19 protein-coding genes are annotated in these 18,405 nt (G+C 64.7%); all 19 read right to left on the reverse strand.

Annotated elements, in window-relative coordinates:
- Positions 1 to 11: 11 nt before the first annotated feature.
- A complete protein-coding gene (locus P9230_RS12560) occupies positions 12 to 638 on the reverse strand; it encodes a sarcosine oxidase subunit gamma family protein (RefSeq protein ID WP_278119268.1) in 627 nt (208 codons plus the stop codon).
- Positions 631 to 3,612 (reverse strand): sarcosine oxidase subunit alpha, encoded by a 2,982-nt coding sequence (locus tag P9230_RS12565; protein WP_278119270.1) that lies wholly within the window; start codon positions 3,610 to 3,612, stop codon positions 631 to 633. Before P9230_RS12565 ends, P9230_RS12560 begins: the two co-directional genes overlap by 8 nt.
- On the reverse strand, positions 3,612 to 3,887 hold the full coding sequence (locus tag P9230_RS12570; RefSeq protein WP_278119272.1) for a sarcosine oxidase subunit delta: 276 nt from the start codon (positions 3,885 to 3,887) through the stop codon (positions 3,612 to 3,614). Before P9230_RS12570 ends, P9230_RS12565 begins: the two co-directional genes overlap by 1 nt.
- Before the next feature lie 10 nt (positions 3,888 to 3,897).
- Positions 3,898 to 5,151, reverse strand: coding sequence for a sarcosine oxidase subunit beta family protein (locus tag P9230_RS12575; RefSeq protein ID WP_278055439.1), 1,254 nt, complete (start codon positions 5,149 to 5,151; stop codon positions 3,898 to 3,900).
- A 70-nt stretch (positions 5,152 to 5,221) separates the two neighbouring features.
- The gene (gene glnT, locus P9230_RS12580; RefSeq protein WP_066988949.1) at positions 5,222 to 6,529 is read right to left on the reverse strand and encodes a type III glutamate--ammonia ligase; all 1,308 of its coding nucleotides are present in this window, start codon (positions 6,527 to 6,529) and stop codon (positions 5,222 to 5,224) included.
- A gap of 37 nt (positions 6,530 to 6,566) precedes the next feature.
- Positions 6,567 to 7,895: an FMN-binding glutamate synthase family protein gene (locus tag P9230_RS12585; protein WP_095781788.1), complete on the reverse strand. Its 1,329-nt coding sequence runs from the start codon at positions 7,893 to 7,895 to the stop codon at positions 6,567 to 6,569.
- A gap of 6 nt (positions 7,896 to 7,901) precedes the next feature.
- Positions 7,902 to 8,633 (reverse strand): GXGXG domain-containing protein, encoded by a 732-nt coding sequence (locus P9230_RS12590; RefSeq protein ID WP_278119274.1) that lies wholly within the window; start codon positions 8,631 to 8,633, stop codon positions 7,902 to 7,904.
- Between the two features lie 4 nt (positions 8,634 to 8,637).
- Entirely contained in the window at positions 8,638 to 9,534 is an 897-nt protein-coding gene (locus P9230_RS12595; RefSeq protein ID WP_067327761.1) for a glutamine amidotransferase family protein, read from the reverse strand.
- An 84-nt stretch (positions 9,535 to 9,618) separates the two neighbouring features.
- On the reverse strand, positions 9,619 to 9,948 hold the full coding sequence (locus tag P9230_RS12600; RefSeq protein ID WP_278119277.1) for a hypothetical protein: 330 nt from the start codon (positions 9,946 to 9,948) through the stop codon (positions 9,619 to 9,621).
- On the reverse strand, positions 9,945 to 10,634 hold the full coding sequence (locus tag P9230_RS12605) for a hypothetical protein (RefSeq protein WP_278119279.1): 690 nt from the start codon (positions 10,632 to 10,634) through the stop codon (positions 9,945 to 9,947). The genes P9230_RS12600 and P9230_RS12605 overlap by 4 nt, the downstream gene beginning before the upstream one ends.
- 45 nt (positions 10,635 to 10,679) lie before the next feature.
- The gene (locus P9230_RS12610) at positions 10,680 to 12,083 is read right to left on the reverse strand and encodes an amino acid permease (RefSeq protein WP_067327764.1); all 1,404 of its coding nucleotides are present in this window, start codon (positions 12,081 to 12,083) and stop codon (positions 10,680 to 10,682) included.
- Between the two features lie 14 nt (positions 12,084 to 12,097).
- Positions 12,098 to 12,259 (reverse strand): hypothetical protein, encoded by a 162-nt coding sequence (locus P9230_RS12615; RefSeq protein ID WP_082953998.1) that lies wholly within the window; start codon positions 12,257 to 12,259, stop codon positions 12,098 to 12,100.
- Between the two features lie 15 nt (positions 12,260 to 12,274).
- Entirely contained in the window at positions 12,275 to 12,652 is a 378-nt protein-coding gene (locus tag P9230_RS12620; protein ID WP_095800950.1) for a hypothetical protein, read from the reverse strand.
- Between the two features lie 11 nt (positions 12,653 to 12,663).
- Positions 12,664 to 12,951, reverse strand: a complete 288-nt coding sequence (locus P9230_RS12625; protein WP_066988933.1) for a hypothetical protein — start codon at positions 12,949 to 12,951, stop codon at positions 12,664 to 12,666.
- A gap of 300 nt (positions 12,952 to 13,251) precedes the next feature.
- On the reverse strand, positions 13,252 to 13,983 hold the full coding sequence (locus P9230_RS12630) for a helix-turn-helix domain-containing protein (protein ID WP_067327766.1): 732 nt from the start codon (positions 13,981 to 13,983) through the stop codon (positions 13,252 to 13,254).
- 187 nt (positions 13,984 to 14,170) lie between these two features.
- Positions 14,171 to 14,956, reverse strand: a complete 786-nt coding sequence (locus tag P9230_RS12635; RefSeq protein WP_067327767.1) for a glucose 1-dehydrogenase — start codon at positions 14,954 to 14,956, stop codon at positions 14,171 to 14,173.
- Positions 14,957 to 14,968: 12 nt separating this feature from the next.
- Positions 14,969 to 15,733, reverse strand: coding sequence for an SDR family oxidoreductase (locus P9230_RS12640; protein WP_278119282.1), 765 nt, complete (start codon positions 15,731 to 15,733; stop codon positions 14,969 to 14,971).
- Positions 15,734 to 15,841: 108 nt separating this feature from the next.
- The gene (locus tag P9230_RS12645) at positions 15,842 to 17,350 is read right to left on the reverse strand and encodes a sugar ABC transporter ATP-binding protein (RefSeq protein WP_278119284.1); all 1,509 of its coding nucleotides are present in this window, start codon (positions 17,348 to 17,350) and stop codon (positions 15,842 to 15,844) included.
- Positions 17,351 to 17,377: 27 nt separating this feature from the next.
- Positions 17,378 to 18,316, reverse strand: coding sequence for a sugar ABC transporter substrate-binding protein (locus P9230_RS12650; RefSeq protein WP_095800947.1), 939 nt, complete (start codon positions 18,314 to 18,316; stop codon positions 17,378 to 17,380).
- Between the last annotated feature and the right edge of the window lie 89 nt (positions 18,317 to 18,405).

An 18,405-nucleotide genomic window follows, 5' to 3' on the forward strand; every position in this document is an offset into this window, starting at 1 on the left:
CGGCGAGGCGCCTACGCCAATTCCTCGGAATGCGCGATCGTCACGCCATACTCCGCGGCCGAGTCGAGCATCGTTTGCCACAGGCTTTCGGCGAAGGTTGCGAATACCAAGAGGTTGAACACGGCCTGGCCGTCTTGTCGGTTCTTCCCGCGCCAGAGCGTCACGCTGGTATGGTCGATCGAGGTGGCGGCTGCCGTGCCGACCGGGAATATTTCGGAGTGCAGGTCGATCGATGACAGCTTGGCCAGCATCGTGCGCGCCTTGTCGCCGGAAACGCTGATCAACGCGCGCGCATGTGATTGATCGGAAAGCGAGGCGAAACCGGCAAACACGCGGGCAAGGATCTCCATCCTTTGCCCGCCGCCTCTCGACAGCACCAGGAACTGGTCCGGTCCTGACCAGATCAGCGTCGCGTCGGCCGTGTCGACCGCCTCGGGTGTTTCCGGCGCGCCGACGCCGAAGCGAGCCTTCGCGGCATTGACCGTCTCGGCCGCCTTGCCGCGCCGCGCCATCACCTGAACGAGGTCGAAATTGCGGATCTCGGTCAGCGACACGCCGGCTTCGCCCGGCGCGCCATAACGGCCGGCGACCAGGGCGCGCTCGAGCGGGCTGCGGATGTTCCAGGAAAAATCAGCCACGCTGGCGCGCTCCATCCGGATCGTAGAAGACGGAATTGCAGAGCTCGACATCGTACTCCTCGCCGCGCAGCGGATCATGCGCGCGCACGATCTCGCCGATGCGCTCGCGGCCGCGCTCGACGAGGCCGAGCCCGATCCACTGGTCGAGCACCGGCGAGAAGCAGACCGAGGTGACATAGCCCTGGTCGTTGTCTGGTCCGGGGGTCTCGCCCTTGGGAACGATGTGCGCGCCGGAGCGTAGGCGGCGCGCCTTGTCGGTCGGCTTGATGCCGGCGACCACCTGCCGGTTCGGCGCGACGAGTGCTTCACGGCCGGCCATGACGCGGCCGATGAAATCCTTCTTGGTCGACATCATCTTGCCGAGACCGAGATCGGCAGCCGTTGTGGTGCCGTTGAGCTCCGGCCCGGCGACATGGCCCTTTTCGATGCGCATCACGCCGAGCGCCTCGGTGCCGTAAGGCGTCACGCCGAACGGCTTTCCCGCGATCAGCAGGTTGCGCGCCAGAGCCTCGCCGTAGCGCGCCGGCACCGAAATCTCGAACGCCATCTCGCCGGAGAAGGAGATCCGGAACAGCCTCGCCTTGAGGCCGCCGCGCAGCTTGACTTCGCGCGCGCCCATGAACGGAAAGCCTTCGTTCGACAGGTCCTCGGCCGGATCGACGATCTCCTTCAGCAGATCGCGGGTCTTCGGACCGGCGATGGAGAATTGCGCCCACTGGTCGGAGACCGAGGTCAGCTGCACGTCGAGTTCGGGGAATAGGACCTGGCGGCAGAATTCCAGATGCTGCATCACCAGCCCGGCCTTGGCGGTCGTGGTTGTGAGGAAATAATGGTCCTCGGCCAGGCGCGAGGTGGTGCCGTCGTCATAGACGACACCGTCCTCGCGCAGCATCAGTCCATAACGCGCCTTGCCGACTGCGAGGCTGGAGAACGCGTTGATATAGACGCGGTCCAGGAAGGCGCCGGCATCCGGGCCGTGCACGTCGATCTTGCCCAGCGTCGAGACATCGCAGAAGCCGACGCCGCTTCGCACCGCCTTGACCTCGCGGGTCACCGATTCCAGCCAGTCTTTTTCGCCGGGCAACGGATACCATTGCGCGCGCTTCCACAGGCCGGTGTCGACGAACACCGCGCCCTGTTCGGCCGCCCAGTGATGCGACGGCGTCAGCCGCGTCGCATGGAAATTCTCGTCGCGATGGTGACCGGCGAAGGCGCCGATGGCGACCGGCACATAAGGCGGCCGGTAGATCGTCGTTCCGGTTTCGGGAATGGATTTACCCGACACCGCCGCCATGATGGCGAGGCCGGCGACATTCGAGGTCTTGCCCTGGTCGGTCGCCATGCCGAGCGTCGTGTAGCGCTTCAGATGCTCGACCGACTCGAAACCCTCGCGCTGCGCCAGCTCGACATCGGACGCCGTCACGTCATGCTGCTGGTCGACGAAGGCCTTGCCTTTGCCGGCGACATGCCAGAGCGGCGTCAGCGAAAAGGCCTCGTCGTCGGCGAGGGGCGCCGATCCGGCGTTGCCGCTCCGTCCCGTATCGCGCGCCGCTGCCGCACCTGCCTCGAAACCTTCCCGCAGGCAGGCGCCAAGGCCGAAGGCGCCGTTCGCCGCGCCTGCCGCCGCCATGCCGGGCGGCGCGCCGTCCGGCACGAAGGCGGCGATATCGTCGCGCCATTTCGGCCGGCCGCGATGATAGGAGGTGAGGCCGACCACAGGGTTCCAGCCGCCGGAGACGGCAAGCCCGTCGGCCTCGACTTCGGCGCGCGCGCCGCCGGTCAGCGACACGGAAATCTTGCGCACACCGCTCTTGCCGCCGTCGACGCCACTGACTGAGCCGTTGAGCACCGGGAAGCCGCCCTTGCCGGCCAGCGAGCGACGGGCCGGCGAAACGTCTGGCCGCCCATCGATCACCGCAGCGACCTGCAGTCCGGTTGCGATCGCAGCCTCCGCCGTGCGCCAGCCATCCTCATTGTTGGTGAACAGCGCAATACGTCGCGCCGGTGCAGCGGCGTAGCGGTTAATGTAGCTGCGCATGGCCGACGCCATCATCACGCCAGGCGTATCGTTGCCGGCAAAGACGATGGGACGTTCGATCGCGCCCGCCGCGACGACACAGCGCTTGGCGGCGATACGCCAAAGCCGCTGCCGCACCTGATGCTCCGGCGGTAGGGACAGATGGTCGTTGACGCGCTCGATCGCGCCATAGGTACCGCCGTCATACACGCCGAACAGCGTCGTGCGCGTCATGATGCGAACGTCCGGCATCGCCGCGAGTTCGTCCAGGGTACGGGCAATCCATTCGGCCGCCGGCAGCCCGTCGATCGTACCGCCATCGGCCAGCAAGCGCCCGCCGAGGACAAAATCCTCCTCGCACAGGATGACGCGCGCGCCGCAGCGCGCGGCGGCAACGGCGGCGGCGAGGCCGGCCGGGCCGGAGCCGGCGATCGCCACGTCGCAATGCGCCCATGCTTTGTCATAGCGATCGGGATCGGGAATGCCCGCCGCGCGGCCGAGGCCGGCGGCGCGGCGGATCGCCGGTTCGTAGATCGCTTCCCAGAATTTCGCCGGCCACATGAAGGTCTTGTAGTAGAAGCCGGCGACGAAAATCGGCGCGAAGAGCTGGTTGACCGCCATGACGTCGAAATTGAGCGACGGCCAGCGGTTCTGGCTGGCGGCCTCGAGCCCTTCATAGAGCTCGGCGGTCGTTGCCTTGGTGTTCGGCTCGCGCCTCGCGCCACTGCGCAGCTCGACCAGCGCGTTGGGCTCTTCCGAGCCCGCCGTCAGGATGCCGCGCGGGCGGTGATATTTGAACGAGCGGCCGACCAGCTTGACGCCGTTGGCGACGAGCGCCGAGGCAAGCGTATCGCCCTGGAAGCCGGAGAGTGTCTTGCCGTCGAAGCGGAAGCTCAGCGGCGTCGAGCGGTCGATAAGGCCGCCGGCGGCCAGACGGTTTGCCTGGTTGCCGCGCATCAAGCACCAACCTTGGCGGAGCCGGCGCCCGCCGCCGGCTCGACAGCCGAAATCTCATGCGTCAGCGTGTTGCGCGTGACCTTCAGCCAGGCCCGGCAGCCGCCGCCGTGATACCAATGCTCGCTTATCACACCGGCGATGTTGTCGCGCAGGTAGACGTAGTCGTAGACGGCGTCTTCACCGGCATCGGCAGGCGGGCGCTGCGGCTTGGCGTCGCCGAGATAGGTGAACTCGCCGAGTTCGCGTTCGCCGCAGAAGGGACAGACTATGCGCATGGTCGGGTCTTCAATGGAGGTTCGGTTGGGCGCCCTGGCCCTTCTCGTCAATCATGGCGCCGCGCTGGAACCGGTCGAGGCGGAAGCGGGCGGCTTCCTTGTGCGATTGATCGCGGGCGATGAGATGAGCAAAGACGAAGCCGGAGCCAGGCGTCGCCTTGAAGCCGCCATAGCACCAGCCGGCATTGAGATAGAGGCCGTCGACCGGGCTCTTGTCGATGATCGGCGAGCCGTCCATCGACATGTCCATGATGCCGCCCCACTGGCGCAGAAGCCGCACGCGGCCGATCATCGGGATCAGCGCCATGCCGCCTTCGCAAACATCCTCCACGACAGGCAGATTGCCGCGCTGGGCATAGGAGTTGTAGCCGTCGATGTCGCCGCCGAACACCAGCCCGCCCTTGTCCGACTGGCTGACATAGAAATGCCCGGCGCCGAAGGTCATGACGTTGGGCAGGAGCGGCTTGATCGCTTCGGAGACGAAGGCCTGCAGTACATGGCTCTCGATCGGCAGGCGCAGTCCGGCCATCGCCGCGACGCGTGAGGAACTGCCCGCGACCGCCATGCCGACCTTGCCGGCGCCGATCCGGCCGCGCGAGGTCTCGACGCCGGAGACCTTGCCGTTGGTGTCGCGCATGAAGCCGGTGACTTCGCAGTTCTGGATGATGTCGACGCCGAGCTCGCTCGCCGCGTGCGCGTAGCCCCAGACCACGGCATCGTGACGTGCCGTGCCGCCGCGTCGCTGCAACAGCCCGCCCTGCACCGGGAAGCGCGCATTGTCGAAGTTCAGGAACGGCATCATCTTCCTGAGCGCCGCCTGGTCGAGCAACTCGGCATCGATGCCGTTGATGCGCATGGTGTTGCCGCGTCGGGCAAAGGCGTCGCGCTGCGCGTCGGAATGGTAGAGGTTGATGACGCCGCGCTGGCTGACCATCGCGTTGTAGTTCAAATCCTGCTCCATCCGCTCCCACAGCTTCATCGACAATTCGTAAAAGCCGGTGTTGCCGGGCAGGCCGTAATTGGAGCGGATGATGGTGGTGTTGCGGCCGGCATTGCCGGAGCCGATCCAGCCCTTCTCCAGCACCGCAACGTTGCGGATGCCAAACTCGTTGGCGAGGAACCAGGCGGTCGCCAGCCCGTGCCCGCCGCCGCCGATGATCACCACGTCGTAGCGATCCTTTGGAGCCGCATCCCGCCAGGTCGGCTTCCAGGTCTTGTGGCCGGAGAGGGCGGCACGGGCGAGCGAGAAGATCGAGTATTTCATGAAATCATTCCGAGGCCGCTCGCCCACGCCGACTCTTCTCTATCGCATCAGATTGCACGGCCGACGGGCTTTAGATGTCCAGCGTGTGGTCGCGCTCCCACTGCGTGAAGTGCGAAGCATAGGAATTCCATTCCTGTTGCTTCAGCTTTAGATATGCCGACGAAAATTCCTCACCCAGGGCCGCCTTCAGCGATTTGTCCTTGTCGAACTCACGCAGCGCATCGAGCAGGTTGAGCGGCAGTTTCGGCGCATCCGTCACGGTATGACCGAACTGGTACATGTCGATGTCGTAGCGCTTGCCGGGATCGGCCTTCGAGCGGATGCCGTCGAGGCCGGCAGCGATGATCACTGCCTGCAGCAAATAGGGATTGGCGGCGCCGTCCGGCAGACGCAGCTCGAAGCGGCCCGGTCCCGGCACGCGCACCATGTGGGTACGGTTGTTACCGGTCCAGGTCACCGTGTTTGGCGCCCAGGTGGCGCCCGAAATGGTGCGCGGCGCGTTGATGCGCTTGTAGGAGTTGACCGTCGGATTGGTGATCGCGGCAAGTGCCGAAGCATGCTTCATGATGCCGCCGAGGAAGTTCCTGCCCTTGGCGGACAGGCCGAGCTCCTCCGAATTGTCGGCGAAGACATTGGTCTTGCCGGTCTCGTCCCACACCGAGATGTGCGCATGGCAGCCATTGCCGGTCAGGCCCTGGAAGGGCTTGGGCATGAAAGTCGCGCGCAGCCCATGCTTTTCCGCAACTGACTTGACCATAAACTTGAAGAAAGAGTGCTTGTCGGCGGTCGCCAGCGCGTGATCGAAGGTCCAGTTCATTTCGAACTGGCCGTTGGCGTCCTCATGGTCGTTCTGGTACGGACCCCAGCCCAGCGCCAGCATATGGTCGCAGATCTCGGCGATCACGTCGTAGCGGCGCATCACCGCTTGCTGGTCGTAGCAGGGTTTCGACGCCGTGTCGTACTGGTCGGAGATAGCGCTGCCGTCCGGCGAGATCAGGAAGAACTCGGCCTCGATGCCGGTCTTGACATGCATGCCGTCGCGGGCGGCCTCTTCGATCAGGCGCTTCAGCGTGTTGCGCGGCGCCTGGTCGACGAGCTTGTCGTCCATCACGCACGTAGCCGCCACCCAGGCTACCTCCGGCTTCCACGGCAGCTGGATCACCGAATCCGGATCCGGCACCGCCAGCATGTCGGGATGCGCCGGCGTGAGATCGAGCCACGTGGCGAAGCCGGCAAATCCGGCCCCGTCCTTCTGCATGTCGGCGATCGCCTGCGCCGGCACCAGCTTGGCACGCTGCCCGCCGAACAGGTCGGTGTAGGAGATCATGAAGTATTTGACGCCGTTCTCCTTGGCGAATGCGGCGAGATCGTTCCCCATTATAGTTCCTCGCTTATGTGATCCTCGATGGTGTGTCCTAGAAGCCGTTCTTCCCCGGTATCCAGTTGGTGCCGGCAAGCGGCACGCCGGCCATGGCGGCTGCTTCGATGCTGAGCGCGACCAGGTCCTCGGGCTCGAGATTGTGCAGGCTGTTCTTGCCGCAGGCGCGGGCAATGGTTTGAGCCTCGAGCGTCATCACCTTCAAGTAGTTGGCGAGCCGCCGACCGGCGGCGATCGGATCGACGCGCTTCATCAACTCGGGATCCTGCGTGGTGATGCCGGCCGGGTCCTTGCCTTCGTGCCAGTCGTCATAGGCGCCGGCCGTGGTGCCGAGCGCGTTGTAATCCGCCTCCCAGCGCGGGTCGTTGTCGCCGAGCGCCACGAGTGCGGCGGTGCCGATCGACACCGCGTCGACGCCGAGCGCCAGCGCCTTGGCGACATCGGCGCCGTTGCGGATGCCGCCGGAGACGATCAACTGCACCTTGCGGTGCATGCCGAGGTCCTGCAGCGCCTGCACCGCCGGCCTAATGCAGGCGAGCGTCGGCTGACCGACATTCTCGATGAATACTTCCTGGGTCGCGGCGGTGCCCCCCTGCATGCCGTCGACCACGACGACGTCGGCGCCGGCCTTCACCGCAAGCGCGGTGTCGTAATAAGGACGGGCGCCCCCGACCTTGACGTAGATCGGCTTCTCCCAGTCGGTGATCTCGCGCAGCTCCAGGATCTTGATCTCGAGATCGTCGGGGCCGGTCCAGTCGGGATGGCGCGAGGCCGATCGCTGGTCGATGCCCTTGGGCAGCGTGCGCATCTCGGCGACGCGGTCGGAGATCTTCTGTCCCAGCAGCATGCCGCCGCCGCCGGGCTTGGCGCCCTGTCCGACGACAACTTCGATCGCGTCGGCACGGCGCAGGTCACGCGGGTTCATGCCGTAGCGCGACGGCAGGTATTGGTAGACCAGCGTCTTCGAATGGCCGCGCTCTTCCTCGGTCATGCCGCCGTCGCCGGTAGTGGTCGAGGTGCCGGAAAGCGTCGCGCCTCGGCCGAGCGCTTCCTTGGCCGGACCGGAGAGCGAGCCGAAGCTCATGCCGGCGATGGTGATCGGGATCTTCAGCTCGATCGGCTTTTTGGCGTGGCGCGAGCCCAGCACCACGCTGGTGTCGCAGCGCTCCCTATAGCCTTCAAGCGGATAGCGCGAGATCGAGGCGCCGAGGAACAGGAGGTCGTCGAAATGCGGCAGCTTGCGCTTGGCGCCGGCCCCGCGGATGTCATAGATGCCGGTCGCGGCCGCGCGGCGGATTTCGGAAAGCGTGTAGTCGTCGAAGGTCGCGGACTTGCGTGGCGTCGTCGGCGGGTTGCGGTAGGTCATCTTGCCTCAATACGCGTCGGCGTTGTCGATATTGAAATTGTAGAGCTTCCGGGCCGAGCCGTAGCGCTTGAACTCCGAAGCCTCGACGTCGGTGACGCCGGCCTTGTCGAGCAGGCCCTGCAGCAGTTCGATATGCTCGGGCCGCATCTCCTTGGCGATGCAGTCGGCACCCAGGCTTTCGACCTTGCCGCGCACGAAGAGCCGCGCCTCATAGATGGAATCGCCCAGCGCGTCGCCGGCATCGCCCAGCACCACCAGATTACCGGACTGCGCCATGAAGGCCGACATGTGGCCGATATTGCCGTGCACGACGATATCGATGCCCTTCATCGAGATGCCGCAGCGCGAGGAAGCATTGCCCTCGATGACCAAGAGGCCGCCGCGGCCGGTGGCGCCGGCATACTGGCTGGCATCGCCTTTGACCACGATCGAGCCGGACATCATGTTCTCGCCGACGCCGGGGCCGGCCGAGCCATGCACGGTGATCGCGGCACCATCATTCATGCCGGCGCAGTAATAGCCGACGCTGCCGCGCACATCGATGCTGATCGGCTGGTCGACGCCGACGGCGACCGAATGGCTGCCTTTCGGGTTGAGCACTTCCCAAGCGGTCTCGTTCGAGCCGGGGGTCAGCTGATGAAGCGCCTGGTTCAGCTCGCGCAGCGACTGTTCTGCGAGGTCGAAGACCCTCGCATGGCCTTGCTCGCGATGTGCCTTCGGCATGGGTGTTGCAGGCATGAACTCAATGCTCCCAGAAATAGACCGTTGCGGGCTCCGGCTCCCAGACCCTCGCATTGTCTATGCCGGGCAATTTGGTGAGCGCGCGATATTCCGAGCCAAACGCGACATACTGGTCGGTCTCGGCCATCACGGCCGGCTTGCAGGCGATCGGATCGCGCACAACGCCGAAGCCGTTCTTGGTCCCGACGACGAAGGTGAAAAAGCCGTCAAGGTCGGAGAGCGTGCCTTCGAGCGCCTCGCCGAGATTCTTGCCATGCGCCATCCTGTTGGAGAGATAGGCGGCCGCCACTTCCGTATCATTCTCTGTCTCGAAGGTCATGCCTTCGCGCACCAGCTCGCGGCGGACATTGTTGTGGTTGGAGAGCGAACCGTTGTGCACCAGGCACTGGTCGGCGCCGGTCGAGAAGGGATGCGCGCCCATCGTAGTGACCGCCGATTCCGTCGCCATGCGGGTGTGGCCGATACCATGTGTGCCGGTCATCGAGCGCACGTCGAAGCGATCGACGACGGCTTCCGGCAGGCCGACTTCCTTGTAGATCTCGACCGCTTCGCCGGCGCCCATGATGCGGATATCGGGCCGAAGCGACTGCAGCGCCTCACGCGCGGCGTCGACCTTGTCGGGCGTGGTGCGGATAACCGCATGCGTCGACTTCACCGCGACGCTCACCGGCGCGCCGACCGCCTTGGCGAGCTCGACGTCGAGGCCGCGGAAATCGCGCTCGGGTTTCGGCGACTGCACGGTGATCTTGGCCTCGTTGCCGGTCGCCGCGCCATAGATGGCGATGCCGGCGCTGTCCGGACCGCGGTCGCTGAGCGAGATCAGCATCTCCGACAACATGGCGCCGAGCTTCGGCTCCAGCGTCTTGTCCTTGAGGAAAAGTCCGACGATTCCGCACATGTCAGCCTCCGACGTTTGTGGCTTCCAGATGGTGTACCGAATGAAATCCGCGAATTCAATGGTATGAAAGAAATTTTCCTCTGATTATATTTCCGCCTTCGAGCCGCTTGTAGCGTTGTCGCCGTCCGGATGGCCGTGGGTCCATATCGCGTGGCGAATGCGCGCTATCCTGTAGGCATCGAGGATCGACAGCGCATAGATCAGGAACCCGCCGGCATGGCGACCGATGAAGCTGGCATCCGCCGGCGCCACCTTGGTTGTGACCCAGCCGAGGATCACCATGAAGAACAGGAACTGCAGGCCCCGCGCCGGCAAGCCGAGCATGACATGTCCGCTGCCCGGCAGGGCGATCGCGGAGGCCAGCACAAGATAAGGGTTCGAAGGCCGGGCGGCGGGTTCGGTGGCGTTGCTCATGCGGCCTGCCTCTCGCACTGGTTGATCGCGTCGCGAACCGAGGATGCGGCTCCGAGCAGTTTTTCGATCAATGCCGGATCGAGCCTCGCCTCGCCGAAAGCGGCTTGCCGGAACACACCGTAGCGCGCCCGATCGGCCTGGGCCAGCAGCCACACGATGCGCACGCCCTTCGGCGTGATCAGCAATTCCTTGGCGCGGCTTTCGCCGAATATCCCGGCATGCGCGGCGATCACCTCCTGCGGGAAGACGATGCCTTTGCGGTCTGTCCGCAGCACCGCCTCGTCGGGGAACGCCGCCGTCTTCGGCAGCGTGTGTTCGAGATGGTCGAAATTGGAGAAGCTCGTCGGCGATCCCGGCCGCATCATCATGTCGAAAACGCCCGGCACCGCCACCGGCTCGGTGATCGACACGCTGAGCCAGCGCGCGGGAAGCTTTCTGGTCGCGAGCGTGTCAACGATGGTACGCACCTGCGCTCGCTCGCCCTTGTGCGAACCCGCCCAGGTAGCGACGCCGGCCGTGCCGTCGGAGACGTCGATCGCGTCGCGAATAACGGCGCGGATGGCGGCCTCGTCGTCGGCGAGCGCCGCCCTGGCCCTGTTGCGGCTGGAGCGCGCAAGCCAGGCAAGGTGAAGGACGACCGCAAATACGATCGCCCCGGCAAACAAGACTGACGTCAACTCAGACATCTCGACACACCAAGACCCGCCGCCAGGCGGCGGGTCTTTTTCCGTTCAATAGCCCTGCGGCTTCGGCCAGGGCATGGTGAACTGGTCGCCGCGGCGCACGAACTTGTAGCGGTAGAAGTGGAACCACAGCGAGATCAGGAAGTAGAAGGCGATCATCGCGATCAGCTGCGAGCCGAAGCCGAGGAAGATGGCGAAAAAGGTCACCACGCACAGGCAGAACAGCACGATCGCCGGCAGCGGATGGAAGGGATGCGTGTAGCCACGGCGGATCGAGCCGAGCGGCCACTTCTTGCGGAACATCATGATGTTGATGCTCATGAAGGTGTATTGCAGCACGCCCGACAGGATCGAGAAGGTGATCGCCTGGTTGAGATCGGCGATGAAGGCGAAGGCCAGCGCGATCGGCAGCAGGAACAGGATCGACCGATAGGGCGTGCGATACTTCGGATGCACCGCCGAGAACCAGCTCGGCAGGTAGCGGTCGCGGCCGAGCGAGAACCAGGCGCGGGCGGCGTCATTGATGCAGCCATTGGCCGAGGCAAGGGCTGCAAGCAGCGTCGCGATGAAGAGCAGGTTCTCGAGCAGCGGGCTGCCGGTCAGCTTGCCGGCGTCCCAGAGCGGATAATAGGTGATGCCGAGATATTCCCACGGCATCAGCGAGGCGCAGACATACCAGGTCATGGCGGCGGCGATCAGAAGCGTGATCATGCCGGCCATCGTGCCATAGGGCAGGGAACGCGCCGGCGAGCGCACTTCCTCGGCCGCTTGCGTGGTGCCCTCGATGCCGAGATAGTACCAGATGCCGAACTGGAAGGCGGCGATCACGCCGATCCAGCCATAGGGCAGCGCGTTGCCGGGAGTGACCAGTTCGTTGAGCTTCAGCACCGCCCCTTGCGTCCATGGACTGACCGAAAAGAACAGGATGACGATCGAGATATAGGCGATCGCCGTGATGACGAAGTTGACGTTGAGCGTCATCAGCACGCCGCGATAGTTGAGCCATGCCAGCACGACGATGGTGGCGGCGATGAAGGAATTGTGGGTCAATCCCTCGACACCTGCTTTGGCAACGATGGTGTCGCCGAGCAGGATCGCATCCGAGACTTCGAGCATCGTGTAGGCAAAGACCAGGAACAGCGCGACGTTGAAAGCCATCAGTGGCCCGACGATGTGCTTGGCCTGCGCGTACTGGCCGCCGGCGGCGGCGACGGTGGACGTCACCTCGGAATCGATCATGGCGACCGAGGTGTAGAGCAGGCCGACGATCCAGCAGACGATCAGCGCGGCGAGCGCGCCGCCCTTGTCGGCGGCAAAATTCCAGCCGGTGAACTCGCCGACCAGCACGATGCCGACGCCGAGCGCCCAGACATGGGCGGGGCCAAGCACGCGTAGCAGTGAGACCCGGTCGCCGTGGACCACCGTTTCTCTCGTTTCAACCGCGACTGTCATTGGTGAGGCTCCACTCAGATCCGGTGCTTTTCGGAGACGGCTTCAAGCTCGCCTTCGCGCGAGGAGGTCAGCGTCTCCTCGGAATAGGTCGTGTCGACCTTGAACCAGTCGTAGAGCATCCACAGCGCGAGCAGGATCGAGATGCCCCAGCATGCGTAAGAGACTGTCATCCACATGATCGTGTTCCCGGGTTACTTGCCGTCGAACTTCTCGTTGATCACCTCGCGATATTCGCGATCGGAGGCGCGGAACATGAAGACGAAATAGGCGATCAGCACCACCGCCATGATGATCAGCGTCGGCCAGTCGATGATGTAATGGAAGCGGTTCTGGATGATGTCGTGGGCGGTCTCCGGCGTGTAGCCGAGCTTTTCCCAGATTGAGGCCATGGTCGCGTTCTGGCCGAGCGCTTCCCAGGTCTTGGCGTCGAGCACGTCGATCGATTTCGCAGCACCCGCGAGGCCGAGTTTCAGCGGCAACCAAAGCGCCACGAAAATGGCGACGACGACGACGGCGATGTCGAAGACCTGACCGGCCTTGCTCTGCTCCGGCGGAATGTAGCGGGACATGCTTTCTCCCTTCAGGACTGGCGGTTGCGGAACGCATCGGCGTTCTTGATGTCGAGGCCGTAGATGAAATCCTTGTCTTCCTTGTAGTGGTTGAGCATCGCCAGGATGGCGGCGGTGTTGAAGATCAGCACCGCGGCCGCGGCGATCACCACCACGAGCTTGATCCCGCTGTCGGGGATGTAGGCCCAGGTCATCAAGAGGACGAAGAGGATCGTCGCCCAAAGGCAGACGATCAGGAGCACGGATCCGCGCACGTCGGAACGGTACAGCGCTTCGATGCGCTGCTTAAGGTCGGACATCGGTTTTTCCCCTTTTCTCGACGTCCGGCCCCGCAATCGACCGGGCGTCCACTCTTTCAACAGAGTGAAATTTTTTTCATAAGTTCTGCCCGAACCGCGAAGTTGTCAAGCCGGGTTTCCGTTCGGTAAACGGTTTGGGGGTCCGCCGCAGGATTGCCTGTGGATAAAACTATTTGCCTGCAGGAAAATTACCGCGGACGGCACAACGCCGGCACGAGCTGGTGGAAATGCCACGGAAATGCTTCGCGAGGTCGGACCTTCGACGAATGCGTCACCGAACGATGTCCGGGTTCGGGTTGGTCAGGTCGTGCTGTTCTGCGGATAGCAGATGATGGAGAGATAGCGCATCGGCAGCTGTGTCAGTTCTTCCGGCCCATGCGGCGCATCGGCATCGAAGAACAGGCTGTCGCCCGGCTTCATCGGATAGAGATTGCTGCCGTGCCGGTATACGACCTCGCCCTCGAGCATATAGAGGAACTCCATACCCGCATGCTGGAAGGTCGGGAACACGTCGGAGTCCTCGGTCAGCGTGATCAGATAGGGCTCCACCACCACGCCGCTGGTGTTGGCGCCGATATGTCCAAGCAGATTGTACTGGTGGCCGGCGCGTGTGCCGCGCCGCTCGACGTCGACGCCTTCGCCGGCCTTGACGAAGACGGCGGCGCGCTCTTCCTCGAAGCGGCGGAAGAAGGCGGTGACCGGCACGCCGAGCGCCCGCGACAGCGCCTGCAGCGTGGTTAGCGACGGCGAGGTGATGCCGTTCTCGATCTTCGACAGCATGCCCAACGAAATGTCGGTGGCGGCCGCGAGATCGGCGACGGTGATGCCCAGCTTCTTGCGGAAGGCGCGCACCTCATGGCCGATCGCCACCTCCAGCACTTTCTCGCGCGTGTCGCGGACGGCGTGCGGATTCTGCGTCAGCGGCGCGCGGATGGTTCGCACGGTTCGCCCGTCCGCCGAGACGCTCTTCGGCAACGGCTTGGCTTGGGCGCTAGCGCTGGAAGGCTTGGTGTCGGTCGTCTTCTTCGCCATGGCGCCCTCAACTTTCCGCCGATTTATTTCACTCGAGGTGAACATATTCGGTGGCGATACAGGAGCGCAATCACGGCGGCAAGCCGTCTTATGTCGCAGAACCGGCGATGAAATCGGCTGTCGCGACCCGGCTGCCTGGGTCGCAGTGAGGCTGGCGCCGCGGTCACTCAACGCATCGCAGGCCTTCTCACGACATGATCAGGCCGCCGTCGACATTGATGGTCTGTCCAGTGATGTAGGCCGCGTCATCGCTGGCGAGAAAGCTGACGAGGCCTGAGACGTCTTCGCCGCTGCCGGCGCGGCCCATCGGGATGTTCTTCACCCATTCCGCCATCAGCTCGCCCGGCTTGTAGTCGCCGAGCAGCTTGCCCCATGCGGTGTCGTTATAGGCCCACATGTCGGTGTCGATGATGCCGGGGCAGATGGCATTGACGGTGATCTTTTCCTTGGCCACTTCCTTGGCCAGGCTCTGCGTGATGCCGACAACCCCGAATTTCGACGCCGCGTAATGCGGCGTGTAGATGAAACCCTGCCGCGCCTGGCCGGACGCGGTGTTGATCAGCCGGCCGCCTTGGCCGTGCTTGCGCATGCGCGCGATCGCTTCCTGGCAGCACAGGAACACGCCTTTCGTGTTCACCGCCATCACCTTGTCCCACTCGGATTCCGTCATCGCCTCGATTTTGGCGATGGTGATGACGCCGGCGTTCTGCACCGAAATGTCGACCCGACCGAATTCATTCTCCGCGAGATCGTAAAGCGCTTCGACCTCGTCCTTCTTCGTCACGTCCATGCGCATCGAGGCGACCTTCGCGCCCGCAGCCTTCAGGCCGGCGGCGACCTCGTCGACGCGCGGATCAATGGCGCTGATCACGACCGCCGCACCTTCCGCCGCGAAACGCCTCGCCATGGCCGCACCGATGCCGCCGCTGGCGCCTGTGACGATTGCCGTCTTTCCTTCGAAACGCTTCTGCACTTTTTCTTTCTCCTACCAGCAGACGAAGCCGCCATCGACGATGAGGTCGATGCCGGTGACGAAGCTCGCGGCCCGGCTCGCCAGGAACACGGTCGGCCCGACCATTTCCTCAGGCCTCGCCATGCGGCCCATCGGCGTGTCGCGCTCGAAGATCTTGACCTGCTCGGCGACCTCCGGCCGCTTGTTCATCGGCGTCAGCGTGTAGCCGGGGCTCACCACATTGACGCGCAGGCCGCGATCGGCCCACTCCATGGCGAGGCTCTTCGACATGTGGATCACCGCCGCCTTGGACGAATTATAGTGCGCCTGCGTCAGGCCGCGGTTGACGATCAAGCCGGACATCGAGGCGATGTTGATGATAGAGCCTTTGCGGCGGGGCAGCATGACGCGCGCCTCGGCCTGGCAGGACAGGAACACGCCGCTGACATTGACGTCGTAGAGCTTCTGCCACTTCTCCATCGGCAGCGTCTCGGCGGGTTCGGCACCGGCGACGCCGGCATTGTTGACCGCGATCGTCAGCGCGCCGAGTTCCTTTTCGACGCGTTCGACCGCTGCCGCGAGATCGCTCTGCGATGTGACAGTTCCGGTCAGCACCAGCGCCTTGCGGCCGAGCGCCCTGATCTTGTCGGCCGTGTCTTCCAGCCCGCCCTTCGAGCTGTGGCCGAAGCAGGCGACATCGGCGCCGGCTTCCGCCAGACCGATGGCGATCGCTTGACCGATGCCGCTGCCGGCGCCCGTCACCAGCGCCACGTCGCCATCAATATCGAACAGTTTCATCTTTCTCCCTCTCCCTGAAAGAAGGGGCGCCAGCCCTGCTGGCGCCCCGCGCGGTCCGGTGCTTGGGAGGCTATCACCTGCTGCGCTTTATTCCCATCTGCCGTGCCCTCAGCTCGTGGCGAGTTCCATCACGGCGACATTGCTTGCTTCGTCGCGATCGAGGATGCCGCGCTGGCGGCCGCGGCTCAGCACCAGAACCCGGTGCGAAAGCCCCAGCACCTCCTCGAGATCCGAGCTGACCACCACCACGGCCATGCCCGAGCGGGCAAGGTTGGCGATGACATCGTAGATCGCCGCGCGGGCGCCAACGTCGATGCCGCGCGTCGGCTCATCGAGGATGAACACCTTGGGCGGCCGCGACACCCATTTGGCGATGATCACCTTCTGCTGGTTGCCGCCGGAAAGTTTTGAGACCGCCTGGTTCGGCCGACCCTTGACGCCGAGCCTCGATATGCCGGCCTCGGCGAACCTCTGAACCGCTTTGGGAAACACCCAGCCCTTCGGTGCGACATGATCGAAATTGCCGATGGCGAGGTTCTCGCCGATCGTCTGCTCCAATACGACGCCCTGTTCCTTCCGGTCCTCCGGCACCAGCACGACGCCGGCCCTGATCGCCGCCGCGGGGCCGCTGAGATGAACAGGCTGGCCCGCGACCCGCACCGCGCCGCACGAGATTGGATCGGCGCCGGCGATCGCCCTGACCAGTTCGGTGCGGCCGGCGCCGATCAGCCCGGCGATGCCCAGGATTTCGCCCGATTTCACCGCGAACGAAACATTGTTGAAGCTGCGCTCCGGCGAGGACAGGTTCTCGACTTCGAGCACCGTCTCGGTGCCCGGCGCCGACAGCTTCGGGAACATGCGTTCGACGCTGCGTCCGACCATCTGCTCGACGACCGTGCGCACGGGGATGTCGGCGCGCTCGTGCCGGGCGACGATGCGGCCGTCGCGCATCACCACCACGCGGTCGGCGATCTGAGCGATCTCGTCCAGCCGATGGCTGATATAGATGAAGGACATGCCTTCGGCCTTGAGCTTGCGGATTTGCTTGAACAGCAGCTCCGTCTCCTCGCCGCCGAGCGCGGCGGTCGGTTCGTCGAGGATCAGAAGCTCGGCATTCAGCGTCAGCGCCTTGGCGATCTCCACCTGCTGCTGTGCCGCGACGCGCAGTGTGCGCACCTTGCGCTCGGGCGAGACGTCGAGGCCGAGGCGCTTCAATTGCGCCGAGGCCTTCGCGTTCATGGTTGCCCGGTCGATGCGGCCGCCCCGCATCGGCAGCCGCCCGACATAGACATTCTCCGCCACCGATAGGTCCGGCAGCAGCTTCAATTCCTGATGGATCATGCCGACGCCGGCCTCGATGGCCGCGGCGGGATTGGCGGGGGAATAGGGCTTCCCCCGCCAGATGATGGTGCCGGCATCAGGCTTGGTCGAACCGGCGATGATGTTGGACACCGTCGACTTCCCGGCACCGTTCTCGCCGAGCAGCGCCACGACCTCGCCCGGCCGCACCTCGAAGCTCGCATCGGCCAGGACCTGCACCGGTCCGTAGCTCTTGCAGAGGCCGTTGACGAAGAGCCCGTTATGCGGGCCTTCGCTATGGCGAGGTTCAGTGGACATCGTGGCGCTCTCTCAACGGTTGCCGCCTTACGGATGCTTCTCGATGAATTGCGCGACATTGTCCTTGGTGGTCAGGGTCGCGTCCTGCAGTTGCTCGGCCGGCAGCTTCTCGCCCGCCACGATCTTGATGGCCGAATCGACGGCTAGCCGGCCCATGCCCTGCGTCTGCTGCGTCGCGGTGACGTCGAACACGCCCTCCTTCAGCGCCTTGAGCGCCGCAACGTCGCCGTCGAAGCCGGCGATCCACACCTTGTGGTCGGGGTTGGCGACCTTGACCGCCTGCGCGGCGCCCAGAGCCAGCGCGTCGGCCTGGCCGAAGATGATCGAGACGTTCGGATGGGCCTGCAGCAGGTCTTGCGCCAGCTTGAAGCCTTCGTCCTGGTGCCACTGATCGCTCCAGAGCTCGCCGACCACCTTGATGTCCGGATAGGCCTTGAGCGCCTCGCCGCAGCCCTTGGAGCGGTCGACTTCCGGCGTCGTGCCCTTCTGGCCATGAATGATCACCATCTCGCCCTTGCCGCCGGCCTGCTTGGCGATGTAGTCGCACACGCCCTTGGCCGAGTTGACGCTGTCAGTGGCGATGAAGGTGTCGCCGGGCGCGCCGTCGGCGTTGCGGTCGACATTGACCACCGGGATGCCGGCGGCCTTCGCGGTCTTGGTCGGCACCGTTGCGGCGGTGGCGCCGGCCGGGATATAGATCAGCGCGTCGATGTTCTGGGTGACGAGGTCCTGCACCTGGCTGACCTGCGTGGCCGAATCGCCCTTGGCGTCGACGGTGATGACCTCGATGCCCTTCTCCTTGGCATAGGCTTCGACCGACTGCTTGATCTGGTTGAAGAAGTCCGCCTGCAGATTGGCGACGGCGAGGCCGAGCTTCTTGGCGTCCTTGGCCGAGGCGGCATCGGACAGGCCGAGCAGCGGGACAATGGCCGCGGCCGCAAGCAGCAGTGAACGTTTGGTCAGCATGTTTTTCCTCCGTTGGTGTTCAATCTGTCCGCCTGCGCATCGCGGCGCCCTCGGCCGGACAGTCCCAGTCTCGGATCGACCGATCCGTT

This window comes from Mesorhizobium sp. WSM4887, from assembly GCF_029625865.1.
Taxonomy (GTDB): domain Bacteria; phylum Pseudomonadota; class Alphaproteobacteria; order Rhizobiales; family Rhizobiaceae; genus Mesorhizobium.